Source organism: Amycolatopsis nigrescens CSC17Ta-90 (genome assembly GCF_000384315.1).
GTDB classification, from domain to species: Bacteria; Actinomycetota; Actinomycetes; order Mycobacteriales; family Pseudonocardiaceae; genus Amycolatopsis; species Amycolatopsis nigrescens.
The window spans coordinates 4,547,034-4,564,992 of the sequence record NZ_ARVW01000001.1 but is presented as its reverse complement, the minus strand read 5'-3'; the positions used below and the strand labels follow the sequence as shown (position 1 = coordinate 4,564,992).

Annotated in this window: 23 protein-coding genes; 9 read left to right on the top strand and 14 right to left on the bottom strand. The window is 66.7% G+C overall.

What is annotated here, in order from left to right:
* Window positions 1-652 precede the first annotated feature (652 nt).
* A complete protein-coding gene (locus tag AMYNI_RS0121710; protein ID WP_020670161.1) occupies window positions 653-1,018 on the top strand; it encodes a hypothetical protein in 366 nt (121 codons plus the stop codon).
* Window positions 1,019-1,183: 165 nt separating this feature from the next.
* Here AMYNI_RS0121710 and AMYNI_RS0121705 read toward each other — a convergent pair whose 3' ends face one another.
* From AMYNI_RS0121705 to AMYNI_RS0121670, 8 genes are all read right to left on the bottom strand, one after another.
* Window positions 1,184-1,453 carry a hypothetical protein gene (locus AMYNI_RS0121705; RefSeq protein ID WP_020670160.1) on the bottom strand — a complete coding sequence of 90 codons (270 nt, stop codon included), beginning with the start codon at window positions 1,451-1,453 and terminating at the stop codon, window positions 1,184-1,186.
* Window positions 1,453-1,818, bottom strand: a complete 366-nt coding sequence (locus tag AMYNI_RS0121700) for a hypothetical protein (RefSeq protein ID WP_020670159.1) — start codon at window positions 1,816-1,818, stop codon at window positions 1,453-1,455. Before AMYNI_RS0121700 ends, AMYNI_RS0121705 begins: the two co-directional genes overlap by 1 nt.
* Before the next feature lie 167 nt (window positions 1,819-1,985).
* Window positions 1,986-2,213, bottom strand: coding sequence for a helix-turn-helix domain-containing protein (locus AMYNI_RS50195; RefSeq protein WP_084628426.1), 228 nt, complete (start codon window positions 2,211-2,213; stop codon window positions 1,986-1,988).
* A 612-nt stretch (window positions 2,214-2,825) separates the two neighbouring features.
* Window positions 2,826-3,722 carry a S1 family peptidase gene (locus AMYNI_RS0121695; protein WP_157357440.1) on the bottom strand — a complete coding sequence of 299 codons (897 nt, stop codon included), beginning with the start codon at window positions 3,720-3,722 and terminating at the stop codon, window positions 2,826-2,828.
* Between the two features lie 140 nt (window positions 3,723-3,862).
* Window positions 3,863-4,216, bottom strand: a complete 354-nt coding sequence (locus AMYNI_RS0121690) for a hypothetical protein (RefSeq protein WP_020670157.1) — start codon at window positions 4,214-4,216, stop codon at window positions 3,863-3,865.
* A 4-nt stretch (window positions 4,217-4,220) separates the two neighbouring features.
* Window positions 4,221-4,679, bottom strand: a complete 459-nt coding sequence (locus tag AMYNI_RS0121685; protein ID WP_020670156.1) for a hypothetical protein — start codon at window positions 4,677-4,679, stop codon at window positions 4,221-4,223.
* A 376-nt stretch (window positions 4,680-5,055) separates the two neighbouring features.
* Window positions 5,056-5,259 carry a hypothetical protein gene (locus AMYNI_RS45030; protein WP_157357439.1) on the bottom strand — a complete coding sequence of 68 codons (204 nt, stop codon included), beginning with the start codon at window positions 5,257-5,259 and terminating at the stop codon, window positions 5,056-5,058.
* A gap of 20 nt (window positions 5,260-5,279) precedes the next feature.
* The gene (locus AMYNI_RS0121670; protein ID WP_020670153.1) at window positions 5,280-5,651 is read right to left on the bottom strand and encodes a hypothetical protein; all 372 of its coding nucleotides are present in this window, start codon (window positions 5,649-5,651) and stop codon (window positions 5,280-5,282) included.
* Window positions 5,652-6,337: 686 nt separating this feature from the next.
* On the opposite strand from AMYNI_RS0121670, the gene AMYNI_RS0121665 reads away from it, so the two are divergent.
* The 5 genes from AMYNI_RS0121665 to AMYNI_RS0121645 all read left to right on the top strand — a co-directional run bounded on the left by AMYNI_RS0121665 (window position 6,338) and on the right by AMYNI_RS0121645 (window position 10,161).
* Complete coding sequence (locus AMYNI_RS0121665; RefSeq protein WP_169515762.1) at window positions 6,338-7,204, top strand: helix-turn-helix domain-containing protein; 867 nt, start codon at window positions 6,338-6,340, stop codon at window positions 7,202-7,204.
* A 16-nt stretch (window positions 7,205-7,220) separates the two neighbouring features.
* Window positions 7,221-7,430: a DUF397 domain-containing protein gene (locus AMYNI_RS48245; protein ID WP_084628424.1), complete on the top strand. Its 210-nt coding sequence runs from the start codon at window positions 7,221-7,223 to the stop codon at window positions 7,428-7,430.
* 240 nt (window positions 7,431-7,670) lie between these two features.
* On the top strand, window positions 7,671-8,558 hold the full coding sequence (locus AMYNI_RS48240) for a radical SAM/SPASM domain-containing protein (RefSeq protein ID WP_245573967.1): 888 nt from the start codon (window positions 7,671-7,673) through the stop codon (window positions 8,556-8,558).
* A gap of 17 nt (window positions 8,559-8,575) precedes the next feature.
* The gene (locus tag AMYNI_RS0121650; RefSeq protein ID WP_020670149.1) at window positions 8,576-9,313 is read left to right on the top strand and encodes an AAA family ATPase; all 738 of its coding nucleotides are present in this window, start codon (window positions 8,576-8,578) and stop codon (window positions 9,311-9,313) included.
* Complete coding sequence (locus AMYNI_RS0121645) at window positions 9,310-10,161, top strand: phosphotransferase (protein ID WP_020670148.1); 852 nt, start codon at window positions 9,310-9,312, stop codon at window positions 10,159-10,161. Before AMYNI_RS0121650 ends, AMYNI_RS0121645 begins: the two co-directional genes overlap by 4 nt.
* A 102-nt stretch (window positions 10,162-10,263) precedes the next feature.
* On the opposite strand, the gene AMYNI_RS0121640 is transcribed toward AMYNI_RS0121645, so the two are convergent.
* A complete protein-coding gene (locus tag AMYNI_RS0121640) occupies window positions 10,264-11,463 on the bottom strand; it encodes a GGDEF domain-containing protein (RefSeq protein WP_020670147.1) in 1,200 nt (399 codons plus the stop codon).
* Between the two features lie 605 nt (window positions 11,464-12,068).
* Window positions 12,069-12,284: a hypothetical protein gene (locus AMYNI_RS0121630; RefSeq protein ID WP_020670146.1), complete on the bottom strand. Its 216-nt coding sequence runs from the start codon at window positions 12,282-12,284 to the stop codon at window positions 12,069-12,071.
* A gap of 220 nt (window positions 12,285-12,504) precedes the next feature.
* Between AMYNI_RS0121630 and AMYNI_RS45025 the strand changes: the two genes are divergently transcribed.
* Window positions 12,505-12,834 (top strand): hypothetical protein, encoded by a 330-nt coding sequence (locus AMYNI_RS45025; protein ID WP_157357438.1) that lies wholly within the window; start codon window positions 12,505-12,507, stop codon window positions 12,832-12,834.
* A 235-nt stretch (window positions 12,835-13,069) separates the two neighbouring features.
* Here AMYNI_RS45025 and AMYNI_RS0121620 read toward each other — a convergent pair whose 3' ends face one another.
* From AMYNI_RS0121620 to AMYNI_RS0121610, 3 genes are all read right to left on the bottom strand, one after another.
* Window positions 13,070-13,312, bottom strand: a complete 243-nt coding sequence (locus AMYNI_RS0121620) for a hypothetical protein (RefSeq protein WP_157357437.1) — start codon at window positions 13,310-13,312, stop codon at window positions 13,070-13,072.
* 666 nt (window positions 13,313-13,978) lie between these two features.
* A complete protein-coding gene (locus AMYNI_RS0121615) occupies window positions 13,979-14,626 on the bottom strand; it encodes a TMEM175 family protein (protein ID WP_020670143.1) in 648 nt (215 codons plus the stop codon).
* Between the two features lie 23 nt (window positions 14,627-14,649).
* Window positions 14,650-15,174 (bottom strand): DUF6790 family protein, encoded by a 525-nt coding sequence (locus tag AMYNI_RS0121610; RefSeq protein ID WP_020670142.1) that lies wholly within the window; start codon window positions 15,172-15,174, stop codon window positions 14,650-14,652.
* Window positions 15,175-15,230: 56 nt separating this feature from the next.
* Between AMYNI_RS0121610 and AMYNI_RS0121605 the strand changes: the two genes are divergently transcribed.
* Window positions 15,231-15,650 carry a MarR family winged helix-turn-helix transcriptional regulator gene (locus AMYNI_RS0121605; RefSeq protein WP_026360744.1) on the top strand — a complete coding sequence of 140 codons (420 nt, stop codon included), beginning with the start codon at window positions 15,231-15,233 and terminating at the stop codon, window positions 15,648-15,650.
* 38 nt (window positions 15,651-15,688) lie between these two features.
* Here AMYNI_RS0121605 and AMYNI_RS0121600 read toward each other — a convergent pair whose 3' ends face one another.
* Entirely contained in the window at window positions 15,689-16,381 is a 693-nt protein-coding gene (locus AMYNI_RS0121600) for a GntR family transcriptional regulator (RefSeq protein ID WP_020670140.1), read from the bottom strand.
* Between the two features lie 104 nt (window positions 16,382-16,485).
* On the opposite strand from AMYNI_RS0121600, the gene AMYNI_RS0121595 reads away from it, so the two are divergent.
* A complete protein-coding gene (locus tag AMYNI_RS0121595) occupies window positions 16,486-17,934 on the top strand; it encodes an amidohydrolase family protein (RefSeq protein ID WP_026360743.1) in 1,449 nt (482 codons plus the stop codon).
* Window positions 17,935-17,959 lie beyond the last annotated feature (25 nt).

Below are 17,959 nucleotides of genomic sequence, written 5' to 3'. Positions count from 1 at the left end.
CCGATCTCCTGCCCGTACACACGGTGGTCATGTCCTCGGATGGGTGATGAGCTGCGGCGACCGTCCACTCGACGGTGGTTTGAACAACGACCAACGGCCGCTGGGTGACGACGAACGGTCGCCGGACGGCCCGACCGGGCGACCGCACGTGCACCCGCACGAGAGAACACCACTTGCGGTGGATTTCGAGCAAGGAGGACTGGCCGGTAACCCCGTAGGCGCCCACCCATTCGAGTGGTACCCGGCTCGTGGCCCAGCACCAGGTCCCGGATTCGTGTTCGGTGCGTGGCTATTGATCGTGTTACCGCACTCAATGAGGTGGTGGCGTCGGCGTGAACGTTCCGGGTGATCGTGGTACGGGCTGGTGGTGCCGTTTGTCGGCGATCACGGACCTATCAGCGACAACCGTCGCGTCCCCCTGGAAAAGTCCTCCCGCGACCGGTGCGGTTTCGCTAGAAAGGTCGACGGGCGTCGAGTACGTCCTGGTCACATAAAGATGCGGCTCCCCGGATTGGTCCCGAGGAGCCGCAAGTGTCCGTACCAACATCCATCACTATTGCGAAGCGAGGATACGAACTTGTCGAGAATACAAGCAGGCACGGCGGGTGTTCCAGATGAACCGCCGCCCGATCGGGGGCTCTTCGAGCCGACCGTGCCCATCCCGAGGTACGGCCGGACGGTGGTGGCCGTCAATCAGCTGCCCACCGCCGAGGCGCAGCCGCCGGTGACGCGGGCCGTGCAGGTGCGGCAGCCGGCGTGCCAGGCCCACCGCGGGCAAGGTCGGCACCGGGTCCGTCCGACCCCGGACTGGGTCCGGTTGGTCGAGCGCCTGGTGTTCGGGCAGCGGGTCAACCCGACCTGGCGGGCCGCGCTGCTCATGGTGATCGGTGGCCTGGTCGCCACGCTCATCGCGCTGGCCGGCGCGGTCGGGCTCGTCGGCACCGCCGCGTCGTTCCTGCTGCTGACCCTGGTGCGGCTGAGTAACCCCAACGCCCTGCCCCAGGCGCCCCGCCTGTAGCAAGAATTCGGGAAAGGACGAGGTGGACGGGCCATGTCGCTGGGCTTAGCAGCGGCATGGCCCGTCCGGCATTTCGACGACGACCGGGTAAGGCCAACGCGACCCCCGCCGCCCGGAGCCGCACGAAGGAAACGCTTCGCACCGCCGACCATGACGGCGGTCCGTTCACGGCTTGCCGTCCTGGCCGGGCTGATTCGCGGCGGTTATCGCCAGCCTGATCAGGAACTCGTCCGCGAACGCTGTCGCGTCGCGCATCAGCTTGTCCCTTCTGGCCAGCTCCGAGGCCACGCGGCGCTCGGCGTTCTCCTGCGCGGCCAGGTACGCGGTCGCTTCAGCCGCCGCGGCTTCCATCGCGGGCGAGGGCGGTGTGCTCATCAGTGCGACGAGCTCGGCCAGGCCGCGGCGCGGGAGCCGGCGGCGCTTGAGCCATCGCATCAGGCGTACTCCGGTGTGTAGTAGTCCTGGCGCCTCGTCTCGCCCGTCTGGTGGTTGAAGGTCCAGCCCGCCGGCTCGGTATCCCAGGCGCCATTCCAGTCCAGTGCCGCCCGCACGGCCGCCGCGAGCGACTCCGTGCTTTGGCCGCCGTATCGCCAGGACCGGCTGCTCCCGGCCGGGTCCAGCCGCGACGTGGCGGTCAACCGGTACTCGAAACCGTCAACCTTGACCTCGATGATGTATTCCTCGGCGATGCCGACGAACAGCCCTTCGGGCGTAGGCTTGATCGACCTCAGCCTATGGGAATGCTCGCCCAGCTTTCCCAGAAGAGCCTGAATCCGCCAATCCCACGAACCATCTTGCATGTTGCTGCTCCCGTCCCGAGCCGGGCCACCTGTCGATTTTCCGTCACGACCCTGCAAGCCCCTTCGCCGCTTCCCAAATAGTCCCGCCGTGAATAGTTCCGTCGTGGGCAGTGCAGCGAGGGGGCCACTCGTTTATATGCGTCGGGTTCCGCGATGCCTGCGAAACGTCATCCCACTCGTGGCTTCTTTCGAGAGTTCGCGCCTCCGCGTGATCGCAGGGTTAACCCTGGCTCCTCGCTCAGTGGCCTGTGGACGAACCCGTAGGAGCGGCCGATGCTTTCGGCAAGCGAGCGGATACTAGCCCCTTTCTCATACCGCGGCACGAGTTTTTGCCTGAGCTGAATCCGTGTACGGCCAGTGACCCGCTTACCGCGCCCCAGTGTCCTACTTGACATCTTCCATTACCCTTCTGGACCGGCGGGTATCTGTACCCACAAGCGACAATCGGGAGCAAGTACAATCGAAGTCGTGATCCAGACCTGACTCACTGGAAACCAACCCGACCTTGCTATTTACCATGAGATTCCTGTTTTTTGTCATATTCCTAGGTTGATCTCGACGTCCATCTCATGGTTTCCGCTAGTTCGACTTCCCAGTCGCGGAAGCGCTGAACCAATGTGCGGTACGTGTCGAAACGGTATGCCGGCAACCATTCCTCCAGCGGGTCGTCCCACCGGTGAAGCCAGGAATCCAACTCGTTGGACATTTTGGACAGAGCAACCTGCGCCGGGTCTCTCCTGGCACACCTGCGGAGAGCCCGGTCAACCTTGGCGCGAAGGGCCCTCAGCTCAGCAATCCCGGTCGTGTTGTCCTCGTTCGGTGCCAGCACGGGAAGGTCCGAGGCAGCTCGCCACGCACGCCAGATCGCGAGGGTTCTCGGTCGCGCCCACAGCCGCAGCAGAACCCACGTCCGCCGTAACCACGTCATATCGGACCTCCTCAGCCCTGGAGAACCCCGCCGCTCGCCCGGAACTGGTGCAGCCGCCGGTCGAGCGACGGGGACTTAGCTATGCCTTCACGTCGACCAGGTCGCGGCCGGCGACGCCCGCGTCCGCGGGCATGGTGAACACCTCGCGCAGGATCCAGCCGAGGTAGTAGGTCGGGTCGGCGTTCACCGCGTCGGTGGCGCACGCTTCGCCCGCTCCGCGGCTGGTGATGCCCACGAGGTACCACCGGCCGTCAGCGCGCTGGATCGTCGGGCTGCCCGAATCGCCGTAGCACCCGCCGGTCGGCTGGTCGCGGGTCCCGCCATGGCGGAAGCACACCTCGTCCACCCCGATCTCGGCGGCCGTGCAGTCTGCCGACTTGCGCACCGAGCCCGGGGTGTCGACCTCGTGGAGGTACCGCGGCGCCGGCCCCTGGCCGATCTCGTCGGTCGAATGCCGGCCCCAGCCGAGGTGTCGCACCGAAGTCCGTGGCGTCACCTGCTTGATCGCGACCGGCGGGATCGTTGTGATGGGACGGTCCAGGGTGAGCAGTACGACATCGCCCGATTCCCCCTTCTTCGTCCCCTGCCCCTGGTTCCACTGTGGAGGCTTGCTGATCGTCGACACGCCCCGCACCTCGGTACCGCGCAGCCGGTCCGCGTTCCCGAACTGAATGTGGAACAGGCCCGGATCCTCCAAATCCGGTGCATCGGCCTGCATGCCGAACCGCGCGCGCTGGGCGTCGGTGTCGAAGTTGGTGAAACAATGCGCGGCGCTCAGCGCATGCCGTGGCGTGATCAGCGAGGCACCGCAGTTGTGCCGGTGATCATCACCGGCCCACGACATCTGGACAGACCCGGTGAACGGATACGGCTCGCTCGCCGGAACACCACCCACGATCGCGTCCGCCGTGCCGGGCAGCAGCACGCCGGCCACCACGGCCGCCACCACGACGCCCATCGCCCTTTTTGATCGCAAAGTATGCCCTTCTTTTCACTTGTTTGATTTCTATTACCAATCCCAACCGGGATCTTTCCGGTCGAGGTCTCCGACGTTGTCGACGTCGTTCACCCGCCCGCCCAAGCACAAGGGACAGGCTGAAAAAGTAGATTCGAGCGCTAGTCGGCGCAGTCGCCGTTCTCTATCTCCTCGCACAGAACCGTCGCCGCTTGCAGGACAGCCGACGTCTGACCCAGGTGGCTCAAAGTCGCGATGGCCTTCTCCTGCTCCACCTTGTGGCGGAGAAGACTGTGGGCAGCCTCCACCCGGAGAGCCGTCGCCACGTCGGCGCCCAACAAGGGCACAAGGATGTCGGCGATGACTCCTTCGTGGAACCACTCCTGCGTCAGCGCGTTCAGGGACTTGAGCAGCCCCTTCGTCGTCTCGCTGAAGACATGGCGGCGCGCGTCGGTGATCCCCTCGACCAGGCGCTGGAACTCACGGCGAGCGGCTGCCCACTCCCCGCTGGCCAAGGGGTCAGAGTGATCGCAGGACATAGGTCAGCTCCGTTATTTGCGTCTTAGGGAAGTGGATGTGGGCAGCGCGAGCGACCATGACCTTTCCCACCTGGCTGGTGATCAACGGCGCGTGCAGGCGCCACGAGCCCGGCGTCCAGCGCGTCGTCACCCGCTCGCGGAACGAGGTTTCCGTCAACCGGTTGAGCATGTCCAAGCCGTCGTCGAGCGGCATCTTCAACCACGCGAAGCCGTCGTAGTACTCGGCGAACCCGGCCTCGACGTAGGTCGGCGGATGGTTGTCCCGGTTCCGTATCGCGCCGGCACTCTCACCGAGATCCTGACAGCACACGAACGTGCTGTAGTTCAACTCCCAAACTCGCTGGACCAGGCCCACCATCTCCACGTCGATGTCGACGCTTCCCCCGCCCGGTGTGACCAGGCGCGCCGTGTCGTGAACCTGCGGCGGAAAGGACGCCATACGTCTCTCCTTCATCAACAATGACCAACAGCTCGGACTACGCCCCCGTGAAACCCTCGGGGGGCTCGTCCCGCGGCAAGAGGTACCGGCTCGGATGCTCGCCACCGCGTGGCCAGCACGCCGGGCTCAGGCAGAACTCCCACCCCTGCCACACCTGCGGAACCTCGTCGGCCGGGAACCAGATGCACACCGCACCGCACCCCGCCACCCCGTACACCCACTCACCAAGGCCGTACCGGGCCGAGGCGAACCTGAACCGCCGCTTCTCGCCCGACCGGCCCTCGACCGTCTCCACCCGATGACGGCGACGGCGAGTGAAGTACCCCAGCCAGATCTCCTGATCGTGATCCCCGTACGCATTCACGGTCCCCGGAAGTCAGCGCCATCGTGAGTGGTCATGGTTCTCCTTCCCGCGCTGCACAAACAGGTGGAACACATCGCCCCCGACCGTCTGGATCACCACGCCGGCCGACCGGCTGCCGAAGCCGGCCCCCGGGAACGGCAGGACCGAGGTCTTCCGGCCCAGCCCGGCCGCCGCCAGCGCGGAACACACACTCGCCTCGGCCTCGCGGACCTGCATCGGAACCGCTTCACACCCGGTCACGACTCAGGTCCTTCCACAGGCTTGTCCTTTGTGGATAGACCGGTGTCGAGCACCGGCCAGGTGCCGAGCACTTCGTAGACGACCTTCAGCAGGGACCCGGAGCTGAACAGTTCAGGGGGTTTCTCGACCAGTTCGCCCGATCTCGGGCTCCGCATCAGCCGAGAGGCCTTGCTCATCCGGATGGCGACCGACAACTCCGTCAGCACGGGATCCAGAATCAAGCGGTCGATCCACGCTCGACCGTCCCGCTTCCCCAGATACATCACCGTCCCCTCCACGCCCTGCCGCACATCGAACGTGAAGCCGTGCGCTTCAGCGCCGGCAACCGCGGCTCCAACTTGAGCGAGCGTCGCCTTCTCCTCGTTCACCCCGCACCCCCTGGGCACCGCAGGAACCGCTGGAACGCCGCGGAGCGCAGCCGGGAATCCCCAGGACTGCGCCCCGCGACGTAGCTCGCCCGCCCCAGGTGTCGACCGGGGACCGGGGAATCAACGGGACCGGAACCCGGGGGCTGTGAAAGCCGATGCCGACGTGGGCAGGCACGGTCACCGGTCAACCAGATACGCGTGGTCATCACGCTGCCCCTTGCGAACCGTGGGCACGATCAAGTCGGTCATCCATAACGACACGCGTGCGAAGCTTCGCCAACTCGCGCAAACGACGCTCCGCAGCCCGGTAGTGCTCGCGCACAGCACGCCTAGAAATCCACCACGGCACCGGACCTGTGATGACCAGGTTCTCCGCCGAGTGCCTGGGGACGTAGGGCCCGTTCTCGACAGCCCGTTGATCAGGCCTCCTGGGATCGAGGACAACGGTCTGCTCAGGAACAACGCGCGCTTTCTTGGGGGCGGCATGCCCTCCAGAACGAGCGTGGACCATGATGACCTCCAACGCCGGTGAAAGTTTCCACACTGATCGTTGGTGAAAGTTTCCACCCATGGAAGTTTTCATGCGAGCCGCGGTGACAACTTTCACCCCAATGGACTAGTGCGACACTGTACTGTTCCGGGGTCGAAGCGGCCCCGAGATCGATCCAGATGGTGGAGGTAGCAGGTTGCCCGCGAGCGCCGATCCGAACGTTCGCCAGCGCCGTGTTGCACGAACATTGCAGCGTTGGCGTAAGGAGACAGGCACGACGCAGAAGGAGCTGGCGACCAAGCTCCGTTGGTCCGAGCCGAAGTTGAGTCGCTTCGAGAACGGCGAGCAGATCGCCGGACCGTTCGAAGTGATCGCTATTGGCACGATGCTTGGCATCGACCCCGGCGTGCGTGATCAGGTCGCCGCGATGGCGGCCGCAGCCGGAGAAGAGGAACCGTGGTGGCGTACGTACAGCCCACAAGCCATCAGGGGCGACTTTGAAGACTTCGTCGAGACCGAAGCAGAAACCACGAAGATGCGAGGCGTCGAAGTGATGCTGGTTCCTGGCCTACTGCAAACCGGTGACTACTCCGACGCGGTCCTCCGCTCATGGATGGATGAGCCCGACGACGAGCTGGTCCAGGAACGGCGACGCATCCGCCAGCACCGACAAGCTCGCCTGGACGACTCCGAGCATCCGCTGCACTACCACGTGATCATCCACGAAGCTGCCCTCCGCATACCTGTTGGTAGTGCTGCCACGATGCGCGATCAGCTCGATCACATCGTCCAGCGGGCCCAGCAGGGCAACGTCGTCGTGCAGCTGATCCCCAACGATGTAGGTGCCTACGGCGGCATGGGTACAGCGTTCCACCTGATGAACTTCGACGACGGCGAGGCAGCCGCAGCCTTCCTGGACAACCTAACCGGTGGTCTCTACATCGAAAAAGAGACCGACATCAGGGCATATATCCTTACCTTTGGGCGGCTCGCAGAGGACGTCGCCTTCGACCCGGATGAGTCACTCCAGCGGATCAGGCAGATCCGCCAGGACTGGACGTGAGGACAAGGAGCTGGCAATGATCACGCCAGACTTCACCAGCACAAGCTGGCGTAAGAGCACCTACAGCAACGGCAACGGCAACTGCGTCGAAGTAGCTTGGACAGCAGACGCAGTCGGCATCCGCGACTCCAAGGAGTGCGGCCGCGGGCCGGTGGTCGTCACCTCCCCATGGCAGTGGAAGGCATTCCTTCAGCATGTGGTGAGCAATGAAGGTAACACGATGTGACACAGCAACACGCGAATGTGGCCCCTGCTCTCGTTAGCCCGAGAGCAGGGGCCACATTCACATTGGTCGACCCGGATGTGGAAGACCGGAGATCAGACTAGCCGATGGTCTCGGCTACGGAGCAACTTCTGGCGACTAGCCCCGTCTGGTTATTCACCCTCCGTCACTCGGGCGGGGGCTGCTCGTCGGTTTCGTCACAGGGCAGGATGTGACGGGGATATATGGCGCGGGCTCAGGAGGGTGACGTTGAGGGACCTTAGGTTCGCATGGTTGGAGATCACTGGTAAATGTCAGTTGTCCTGCGAGCACTGCTATGCGGATTCAAGTCCTGCTGGTAGTCACGGGTCGCTGGTGGTGGACGACTGGCTCCGCGTAATCGACCAGCTCGCCGGGGCCGGTGTCCGCACCGTGCAGTTCATCGGCGGCGAACCCATCTTGCATCCCGGACTTCAAAAGTTGCTTGAGCACGTGCTGGCGTGTGGATTACAAGCTGAGGTGTTCTCCAATCTGGTGCATGTTCCTTCTGGTCTTTGGCCTGTTTTTGAACGCGCTGGTGTATCACTGGCCACGAGCTACTACAGCGATGACCCCGGCGAGCACGCTGCGATCACCGGCCGCCGGAGCCACGCCCGAACCGTGGCGAACATCTCCGAAGCCGTACGGCGAGAGATCCCGATCCGGGTCGGAGTGATCAACGTTCGGGACAAGCAGCGATCAATCCCCGCCCAGGCCGAGCTGGTCGCGCTGGGGGTGCGCGAGATCCGGACCGACCGGCTTCGCCAGGTCGGCCGTGGCGTACGTGACCGTCAGCCGGCGGTGTCGGAGTTGTGCGGACGCTGTGCCTCGGGGGTGATCGCGATTTCGCCGAACGGCGAGGTGTGGCCGTGTGTCTTCTCGCGCTGGTTGCCGATCGGGAACGTGCTCGATGCCGAATTGTCGGCGATCCTCAGCAGCGCTGAGGCTGATCGTGTCCGTGACGGTCTTCGCGCCGAGTTCGCCACGCGGCCGGGGATGGCGCCGTGTGTGCCGACCATGTGCGACCCTGGCTGCGGACCGTCATGCAGCCCGGCCTGTACACCGAAGGGTGACTGCCGGCCGGCGGGCGGGTGCGCACCCGACTACTACTGACCGCGGAAATTGATTCGATGCTTGTTCGCCGTGCCTACATCCCGGACCACGCACGTCCACAGCAGCTGGACGACTGGCCCTACACGGTGCCGTGCGTCGCGGAGCTGGCCGAGGAGGGTTTGGCGTTCACCGCGCCGGTCACGTTCCTGGTCGGTGAGAACGGCAGCGGTAAGTCCACTGTGGTCGAAGCGATCGCCGAGGCGTTCAAGCTCGATTCCCACGGCGGGCGCGCGGGCCGTAAATACGTCAACGACCGGGAGATCACGCCGCTGGGACAGGTGCTGCGGCTGGATACCACCGCGGCCGGCGGGCGGATGCTGCGCGGCCCGCGCACGAAACGGAAGGGGTTTTTCCTGCGAGCCGAGACCGCGTTCGGGCTGATGAACGCGGTGTCCGGCATGCTCGGCTACTGGGAAGGCGACACCAGCCAGATGAGCCACGGCGAAGGGTTCCTCACCGTGTTCGCCGAGGCTTTCCGAGCGCCCGGCCTATATCTGATGGATGAACCCGAGGCGGCACTCTCGTTTAGTTCCTGCCTTCAACTGGTCGCGCTCATGCACGACCTCGGCGCGTCCGGTGCGCAGATCATCTGCGCCACCCACTCCCCGATCCTGGCGTCCACGCCGGGCGCGGACATCATCGAGATCGGCGAGCACGGAACACGCCGTGCGAAATGGGACGAGCTGGACCTGGTGGTGCAGTGGCGGCGCTACCTCACCGATCCCGGCACCTACCTGCGCCACATGATCCCGTGACCGCGGACGAGAACAACCTGACCGACGCCGACCGGCACTATCGGGACTGGATGACCCGCGCCCTGCACCAGGCCGCCGAGCACTTCGAGCTGACCATCGAGGGACCTGTGGTGTTCGGGTGGCTCGATCGCTCGGCCGGCGCACCGGCCAGCGCGAGCAGCGGGCGTGTCTGGCTGCGGGTGGTGTCCGAGTTGCCCGCCTGGGTCGGCGGCCCGGCCTGGACCGGCAACTACGACGCCAACGTGGTGAGCGGGCTGCCGAAACCCCGAGTTCTCGACCTGCACGACTGGCCGGACGACACTTTCCGGCACGTTCGCGGCGAAGTACTCACCCGCCTGCCCGGCACCCCGTGCTCGACGACCAACACCCCGCCGCCGCACCTCATACTGCCCCCGCAGTGGTGGCGCGAGTTGCGGGCGAGCCTGACCACGCTCGCCCGCACACAGACCGAGCGCATGCACTCTGACCAGGCCAAGATCAACCGACGTATCCGGGACGCCTTCGGCGACGGCACCACCGTGGTCATCCAGCGCTGGGAAACCGTGCACGGAGATCTGCACTGGGGCAACCTGCTCCGCGACCCCTTCGGCATCCTCGACTGGGAACTCTGGGGCACCGGCCCCGCCGGCACCGACGCCGCCACCCTCTACGCCTACAGCCTCGCCCAGCCCGCTGTCGCCGCGACGGTGCGAAGCCAGTTCACCGACGTCCTCGACACCCCGGACGGCCGCCGCGCCCAACTCGCCGTCGCCGCGCGCCTGCTCCACCGCGCCAGCTTCGGCGACCACCCCGAACTCGTCGACCCCTTACGCCGGCTGGGCCAAAGACTCTCGTTGGAAGAGGGCTAACTCGGGGGCGTGATCTCCCGGGATGCGGGGTCAGGTGATGATCGCCAAGTCGATCACGGAGGCGTAGTTTTGCCGATCGCGCATGCGGTCGAGGTTCGGTGGTCAGTCGGTGGGGGTGCGGGCGGGAGGCACCGTCCCGGCCTGCTGCACCTGGTCCCGGCCGCCGTGTTTGGCGCGGTAGAGGGCGTCGTCGACGGCGAGGAGTAGTGGGGAGAGTTCGGTGGCGGTGGCGGGGTAGGTGCCGGCGCCGAGGGAGGCGGTCAGGCCGGTGATGGTGACCCGGGTGCCGGTGCGGTCGGTGGTGGCCACGCGCAGGACCGAGACCGCGGCGCGGACCCGTTCTGCGGTGTCTGCGATCTCGGGGGCGTCGATCCCGGGCAGCAGGATGACGAATTCTTCGCCGCCCCACCGGCCGACCAGGTCGTAGGAGCGGACTGAGTGGTGGAGGGTGTCGGCGACCGCGCGCAGGACGGCGTCGCCGGCGAGGTGGCCGTATTGGTCGTTGATGTGTTTGAAGTGGTCGAGGTCGAGCATCAGCACGCCGACCGGGCTGTCCAGGCGCCCGGCGCGTTCGAGTTCGCGCTCGGCGGTGCCGGTCCACCAGGCGGCGTCGACCAGGCCGGTTTTGGCGTCGGTGCGGGAGGCTTCGCGGAGTTGGGGCAGCAGCAGCCCGAGGTGCAGGGCGAGCACGGTGATCAGCAGGATCGGCATCGACCACGGCCGGTCCACCGCGAACACGGCGATGCCGTAGCCGAGGCCGATGGCGGCTGCGATGATCAGCTGGTCTGAGGGCGGGCCGAGGGAGATGCGGGCGGGTTGGTCGGGGTGGGTCGCGATGATCGCGCCGATCACCAGCAGGTAGTTGACCGCCCGGTAGACCAGGCCGGCGGCCAGGACCGCCACCGTGCCGTACGGGCCGGTGAGCGCCGCGACGAACGGGCCGTCGACGTCCGGGTAGAAGGCGTGCAGGACCAGGGTCGCCGCAGCGACGGCCAGCACGACGGTGGAAGCGGAGAACACCTTGCGGTGCGCGATCGCGCGGCAGTGGAACACCCGGAACCACTCGTGCGTGAACGAGATGACGATCAGCGCGGTCTGCAAGGGCAGCGGCAACATGAGCACGGCCGCGAAGAACCACGTCGATTGCATGTGGGTGTAAGGGGTGCCCTCGCCGAGTTCGCGGAGCCGCTCGATACCGCGGGATGCCTCCAGGTGGATCATCGCCGCGCCGGCCAGCAGCCCGAACCACGCCCAGTCCCAGCGGGTGACCGGCTCCAGGCCGGCGGTGGTAACGAATGCCAACAGGGTGATTGCGATTACAGCAAGGACATAGGTGGTCACGCCACGTGGCAGGGACCATAAGCGCCAGCGGCGTGGGTCTACCCGGTTCACGGGACCACCCCCGTCCAGAGAACAGCCACTGTAATCAAGTGATCACGCAAAGTCGTGAGCCGATCGAGTGATGACAGTGGACAGTCCGCACCGTCCACCAGGAGGAACACCATGAACACCAGCACCCGCATCGCCGCCCGCCGCCCCCGCACCGGCCGCCCCACCGAGTGGAACCGCTGACCAACTCCCCGTGGTGAAGGCCGCCCGGCAGCGAGTGCGAAAACGTGCTTTTGCGTTTCACTCCCTGATCACTCCGGGCGGTCCGGCCGTCCTCTGACACCACGGGGGATGCCAGGCAGTTCCCGGTAACGGCGGCGTGGCCGGCCGCGACTCCTGGGCACACCCGCCATCATGGCGGGCACCAGCTGGTGAAGTCACAGCTCGAGCTCCCCCCTTCGAGCTGCGACTTCACCAGCGCCCGCGTGCAAGCGCGATGCTGGAGGCTGACCATCAAAAGGCATGGCCGACAGCGAGCAGGTGCGCAGGCGGGGAGTCAAGGCAGGCTTGGTTGCTTGTTACGGGTCGAGCCGGGTCCAGCTGCCGCGGGAGGAGCGCAGCGTCTCGGCCGAGACCATGGCCGGCTCCGGAGCAGTGCCCGGCCGCCGTTCATAAAAAACGGCCTGATCGGCAGCTCGGATCCCCCAACGCCCACCGGCGATGGGAAACTCGGCTGCCTCGACGTAGATCTCCAGGCCGTCGAGCGAGGCGGGGCGGGGGTCGGTGTCGGTCATACCGGGCAGTATGCGATTCGGCACCGACACGAAACCGCCCGAACACGGGCCGTCGGACCGGGTTGTGACGGGTTCCACCCGTGTCGCCCACCGGCCATAAGTCGGGTTCCCGCAGCTCAGATGACCTGCGGACTTGTCTCACCACTGTGACGGGTTGAGACGGGCTTGTGACGGGTTCGGCTCTTGCGGCCAGTGGATCACCCAACCCATCATGTCGAACATGAGTTCGAACGAATCGGGGCCGGTGGGCTTGCGGTGGTTCGATCCACCCCGGCCGGTGTGGGTGGACCTGCGCACCTTGTTCCCGGTCTCGCCGCACCACCTGCACGAGCTGGTCCCGGGCGGGATCGAAACCCGCTACGAAGCGTCGGGCCTGCTGGTCGGCGAGGTCGCCTGGGCGATCGGCGGGCGCCTGGGCCTGGTGAAGTACCAGCTGCTCTCCACCGACCAGAGGTGGCAGACCATCGTGGAGCACTACATGCCCACCCACCTCTACCGGCCCAAACGCCGCGGCCGGCGAGACCGGGACGGCTACGGACACGGCCACTGAGCAGCGGGTCGAGATCGGTTGCGCCCGGGACAAACCCCGCCCTCGCAAGACTCCTCGTGTGCCATGGACGTCCGCCGCTGTGGCCAGGGACGTCCTCGCCGGAGGGGGAGGCCGGGCGGATGCTCGCCGGGCGGTAGGCGTTGCCACCGGGGCAACGCCAGCCCCCGAACGTGGGACAGGCATCCCGATCCGGAACCGAGCGAAGGCCGGCCCTACGTTCGACCCACGTGACGGGTTACCCGGTGGCGAGGATGTCCACCAGAAGGCCGGCCAGGCGGATCTGCAGGACGACCTCGACGTAGGCGCACACGGCCGAGTCGACTCCGCAGAAGGCGAACGCGTTTACCGGCCAGTCCACCGCGCGGGCCAGGCCCACCAACCCGTCCTGGGCGTCCTCGAACGGCACCGCGGCCAGCACCAGCGAAAAGGTCCAGACGCTGGCTCCTCCAGGTGCCGCGCTCATGCCACGTATTTCCATGCTCGTGTCCTTTCGGGTCGGTCAACCGCGGCTGACTGCCACGACTGCTCACGACTCGAAAGACCTGTTCTTGGCAGAACTGTGTCCTTTTCCGGAACAGGCACGCATGGGAACGCGATCGGAGCCGTGGATCACAGTGCGCTGGACGCGGTGGATCGGAAACCCGGGGCGGGCGCCGGGTTCAGTCGACGGTGGCCGCGGCGCCGGGGACGGCCGGGACGGCGGGGAGCCAGCAGCGGGAGCAGTTGGTCGTCGAGGATGTCAATGAGGATGATTCGGGCGGCGAGGACGCCGGGATCTCCGCGCAGCCCCGCGCTCCGGGAGGCTTCGGCCTCGTTACACAGCCAGGGCGGTCGGGACGGCCATACCCAGGAAGCGCCCGCACAGTGTCTCCGGCTAGCCGGCTCCGGCCCGCCAGGGCGACGATGCCCATTTCGACACCGCCGCCCGGCCCTAGCAGCCCGACTGTCACCCAGAGTCACCTTTGCGGTTTCGGCGGGCAGGTTGGCGGTAACCGTCGCGCCGAACCTTGGCGTGAGGGGCCTTCACAGAGACCAGCAAGCCGCTGACCAGCAGGTTTAGGTTCGTATATTGCCTTGTTGGGTGCACAATCTAGCCATTCAGGATTTGCGCGTTGAACGGCAACGGTGATCGGATCGTTACCGGTCAGCGGGCGGCGCGGCCCTGGATGCGGCGGGCGACGGCGAGCACGAGCGGCGCCGCGAGCCAGCAGAGGTACGCGCCGGTGCTCGTGGTCAGGAACGCGACGGGAATGGACATCCCGAACACCGCGGCCAGGCAGATGCTGCGCACCAGGCTCTCGGCGAACACCCGGGGCGGGACGTCCGTGCGGTACAGGTGTTCGCGTCGGATCTCCCGGATGATCAGCGCGAAGGTCGCGGACGCCAGTACCTGCACGATCGCGTACAGGCTGAACCGCGGCGGGAAGTCGCCGTCGGCGGTGATCACCCTGGTCGCGAACGGCATCAGGACCTGGATGAACAGCCAGGCCAGGGTGAGGCTGGTCAATCGGCCGCTCAGCGAGTGGACGTACTGGAAGATCTCGTGATGGGCACGCCAGTGGGCGGCGATCACCACGAAGCTGAGCGCGAAGGCCAGGTACTCCTTGCCGTGGGCCAACACCGAACTCAGCATGGCGTCGGCGGTGTCGCCGGCGGGAACGGGCAGATCCAGCGCCAGCAAGGTGAGCGCGATCGCGATCGCCGCGTCGATGAACATGGTGAGCCGCTCGGCGGCGACCGCTCGCGCCTCGCCGAGCTCGTCGTCGGGTTTGTGGCTGGTATGAGTCGCCATGGTGAAGAACAGCTCCTTCGGTGTCAGGCGGCGATTTCCACGGCCGGCCGGGGCGTTGCCGCCAGTCGCCGGGATCGCACCGCCAGGATGATCATGACCGCCGGGATCAGGAGGTCGTTGACGAGAACTCCGCCGGTGTTGCCGGGGGCGTGGTCACCGCCTGCGAACCACTGGTAGACGTGGCCGATCGCGGCTCCCCAGAGGAACATCCCGCCGCCGAGCCCGATGGTGATGCGCTCGCGCGCGGATGCCGAGGCGGCCCGGAAGCCCATGACGGCCAGCCCGAGGTTGGCGAAGGCGATTTCGAACATGAAGGGCGTCCGGTCGAAGCCGATCGCCGTGGACATGACGTCCGGGAAGGCGAGGAACGCGACAGTCATCCACAGACTGCCGCAGCCGAAGGCGCCGATGGCCCACCAGCGCTGCCAGATCTCCAGCCGTTCTTGGGGCGACGCGGCGTGGCGGGCCCGCACGAAGGCGCCGATGGCCGGCACCAGGATCCAGACCAGAGGGAAGGCGGACTGGGCGAGGTAGGAGAAGGTGTCCATGACATCAGTCTTACCCAGTTAATATTAACTAGTCAACACTCTGCTAGGCTGCTGCCGTGGATGACGGACTCGCAGATCTGCTGCACCGCGTGGTCATGCTGCTGGGCGAGGCGGCCCGGCGGCGCACCGACGACCTCGACGGCTTGACCTACAGCCAGATACGCCTGCTGGGCACGCTGGAGGACATCGAGCCGGCGACACAGCATCGGCTCGCGCAGGCGCTGTCGGTCTCCGACCCGGCGATCAGCCGGGCACTGCGACCACTCGAAGCGGACGGCCTGGTGCAGATCACCATCGACCCCGAACACGCGCGGCGGCGGCTGGTCCGCCTCACCGATACCGGCCGGAAAGCCTTCCACGCCGCCGGAAAGCCGCTCTACGACGAGTTCCGCGCCGGGCTCGTCGCGGCCGGCTTTCCCTACGAACGCTACCTCGAAGACACCCAGCGGCTGGCCGAGCTCCTCGCATCCGACTGAGCACACCGCCCGGCGTTCCGCGACAGCACCGCTCCGGCTCACTCACCGGGCTGGTTGGGTTGATCGGGTGCGCAGCTGATCAGCAGCTGGGCGGTATGTGCGATGTGGTCGCGCAGCAGTTCCTGCGCGTGGTCGGCATCGCGTGCGAGAACGGCGTCGAGCAGCGCTCGATGCTCGGCTGCGACGTCGCGGCCGGGTTCGTTGCCGATCGATACCGACCACTGCCGGTACAGCTCGGCCTCCTGCCGCAACGACCGCGCCGCGTCGAGCAGCCGCTGGTTGTCGCAACCGGCCAGCAGTGCGTGGTGGAAGGCCGCGTGCGCCTGCGACCACTCGTCGGACAGGTGGTCCGGATCCGCCGGGTCACGGTACGGCGTGCGTTCCAGAAGGTGGTGCGCGGCAACGGCATCGGCCTCCCAGCGCGTGTCGCCTTCCCGCACCGACAGCCCCAGTACCAGGGATTCGATCTCCACCCGAGCCTGCGTCAGCTCGGCCAGATCCTGATGGGACAGCGGCCGGACCAGGTAGCCCTGACGCGGCCTGGCCACCACCAGCCCTTCGGCGACCAGTCTCGTCAGCGCCTCGCGGGTAGCGCCGACGCTCACTTTGTAGCGGTCGGCCAGGTCCGGGAACTTGAGCCGTTCGCCCGGCACCAGCCGCGCGGCCAGGATGTCGGCGCGCAGGGCCTGGTGGATGCCGTCGGTGCGGGTCGCCCCGCCTCTCTTGGTCATGCCACACCCTAGCATCTTACGAATTCTGCTTGAACTTTCGAAAGTTTCGGTCTAGTTTCGAATTTGCCTCCAGTAAGACCCGCCAGCCGAACGAGGAGTCATTGATGCCCGCGAACGACCTTCGACGTCCGACCGTTCTCCGTGGCGGGGCGGTTCTCACCATGGATTCCGGCCGCACCGTTCTCGAAGGCCACGACGTGCTCGTGGTCGACGGCCGGATCGCCGCCATCGGTGTCGACCTCGTCGTTCCCGACGGCGCCGACGAGATCGACGCCCGCGGCGGCGTCGTGATGCCCGGGATGGTCGACACCCACCGGCACCTGTGGCAGACCACGACCCGCGGCTACGGTGCCGACTGGACGCTCACGCAGTACTTCGTGTGGTACTACCTGAACTGGGGCAAGAAGTTCCGGCCAGCGGACATCCACGCCGGGAACCTCCTCGGCGCACTGGAGGCGATCGACGCCGGGGTCACCACCAGCGTGGACTGGTCGCACGGGCTGCAGACGATCGACCATGCCGAGGCCGCGGTCGATGCGCTCGCCTCGGTGCCGGGGAAGTTCGTGCTGGCCTACGGCAACATCCAGGACGCACCCGCGAACTGGACTGGTACCCCCGAGTTCCGCAAGTTCTTCGATCGTCGGTCCGGCGATCTCGAGGGCTTCCAGATCGCCTTCGACGTCACCGGCGATCCGAGCTTTCCCGAGCAGCCGGCTTTCGAGGTGGCCAGGGAGCTCGACCTGGCGGTAACCACGCACGCCGGAGTCCGGGGCGCGACGGGCGACGACGCCGTGCGACTGATCCACGAGCACGGCTACGGCGAAGCCAGGACGGTGTACGTGCACGCCTCGACGTTCTCCGCAGACTCCTACGCCCGAATCGCGGCGACCGGCGGATCGGTGTCGGTGGCCGCGGAAAGCGAGCAGAACGCCGGGCAGGGCTATCCCGCGACGGCCGCCCTGCGAGCCCACGGCATCCCGGTGTCGCTGTCGCAAGACAGCTGTGTGCTCGGCAGCGGCGACCTGTTCTCCGCCATGCGCTCGACGCTGGGTGCCGATCGCGCCTACGAGCACCTGGTGGCGCACGCTCGCGGTGAGACCGTCACCCATGTCTCCCTGCATGCCGATCAGGTCGTCGAGTGGGCCACGCGGGGTGGAGCGCGGGCGCTCGGGCGGGACAGCGAGATCGGCAGTGTGGAGGTCGGCAAGAAAGCGGACCTCGTGCTCGTCCGCAACGACGACTCGCCGGCGATGATGCCGCTGCTGAACCCGCACGGACACGTCGCACTGCACGCTCAGCGCGCTGATGTGGACACGGTCCTGGTCGACGGCCGGATCGTGAAGCGCGCGGGTCGCCTCATCGGTGTCGACCTGGCCGGTGCACGTCGTGCGGTCGAGGCAACGGTCGACCACCTGCGCGCCGAGCTCGGTGAGCGGGCCTGGCGCGAGGGCATGAACCCGGAGATCCCCGATACCAAGGTCCTCGACAACCCCTACACCTACACCGACTACCGGTCAGCGGCCACGCGCGGTGCCCCCGCGTCGAAGCGATGACACGTCCATACCCAGCCCAGTCAGG

Coding starts and splice junctions, on each gene's coding strand:
- AMYNI_RS0121705 (WP_020670160.1), bottom strand. CDS start 1,453: ATGCGATGGCTCAAGCGCCGCCGGCTCCCGCGCCGCGGCCTGGCCGAG.
- AMYNI_RS0121700 (WP_020670159.1), bottom strand. CDS start 1,818: ATGCAAGATGGTTCGTGGGATTGGCGGATTCAGGCTCTTCTGGGAAAG.
- AMYNI_RS50195 (WP_084628426.1), bottom strand. CDS start 2,213: ATGTCAAGTAGGACACTGGGGCGCGGTAAGCGGGTCACTGGCCGTACA.
- AMYNI_RS0121685 (WP_020670156.1), bottom strand. CDS start 4,679: ATGGCGTCCTTTCCGCCGCAGGTTCACGACACGGCGCGCCTGGTCACA.
- AMYNI_RS45030 (WP_157357439.1), bottom strand. CDS start 5,259: ATGCAGGTCCGCGAGGCCGAGGCGAGTGTGTGTTCCGCGCTGGCGGCG.
- AMYNI_RS48245 (WP_084628424.1), top strand. CDS start 7,221: ATGATCACGCCAGACTTCACCAGCACAAGCTGGCGTAAGAGCACCTAC.
- AMYNI_RS0121650 (WP_020670149.1), top strand. CDS start 8,576: ATGCTTGTTCGCCGTGCCTACATCCCGGACCACGCACGTCCACAGCAG.
- AMYNI_RS0121630 (WP_020670146.1), bottom strand. CDS start 12,284: ATGACCGACACCGACCCCCGCCCCGCCTCGCTCGACGGCCTGGAGATC.
- AMYNI_RS45025 (WP_157357438.1), top strand. CDS start 12,505: ATGAGTTCGAACGAATCGGGGCCGGTGGGCTTGCGGTGGTTCGATCCA.
- AMYNI_RS0121620 (WP_157357437.1), bottom strand. CDS start 13,312: ATGGAAATACGTGGCATGAGCGCGGCACCTGGAGGAGCCAGCGTCTGG.
- AMYNI_RS0121615 (WP_020670143.1), bottom strand. CDS start 14,626: ATGGCGACTCATACCAGCCACAAACCCGACGACGAGCTCGGCGAGGCG.
- AMYNI_RS0121610 (WP_020670142.1), bottom strand. CDS start 15,174: ATGGACACCTTCTCCTACCTCGCCCAGTCCGCCTTCCCTCTGGTCTGG.
- AMYNI_RS0121600 (WP_020670140.1), bottom strand. CDS start 16,381: ATGACCAAGAGAGGCGGGGCGACCCGCACCGACGGCATCCACCAGGCC.
- AMYNI_RS0121595 (WP_026360743.1), top strand. CDS start 16,486: ATGCCCGCGAACGACCTTCGACGTCCGACCGTTCTCCGTGGCGGGGCG.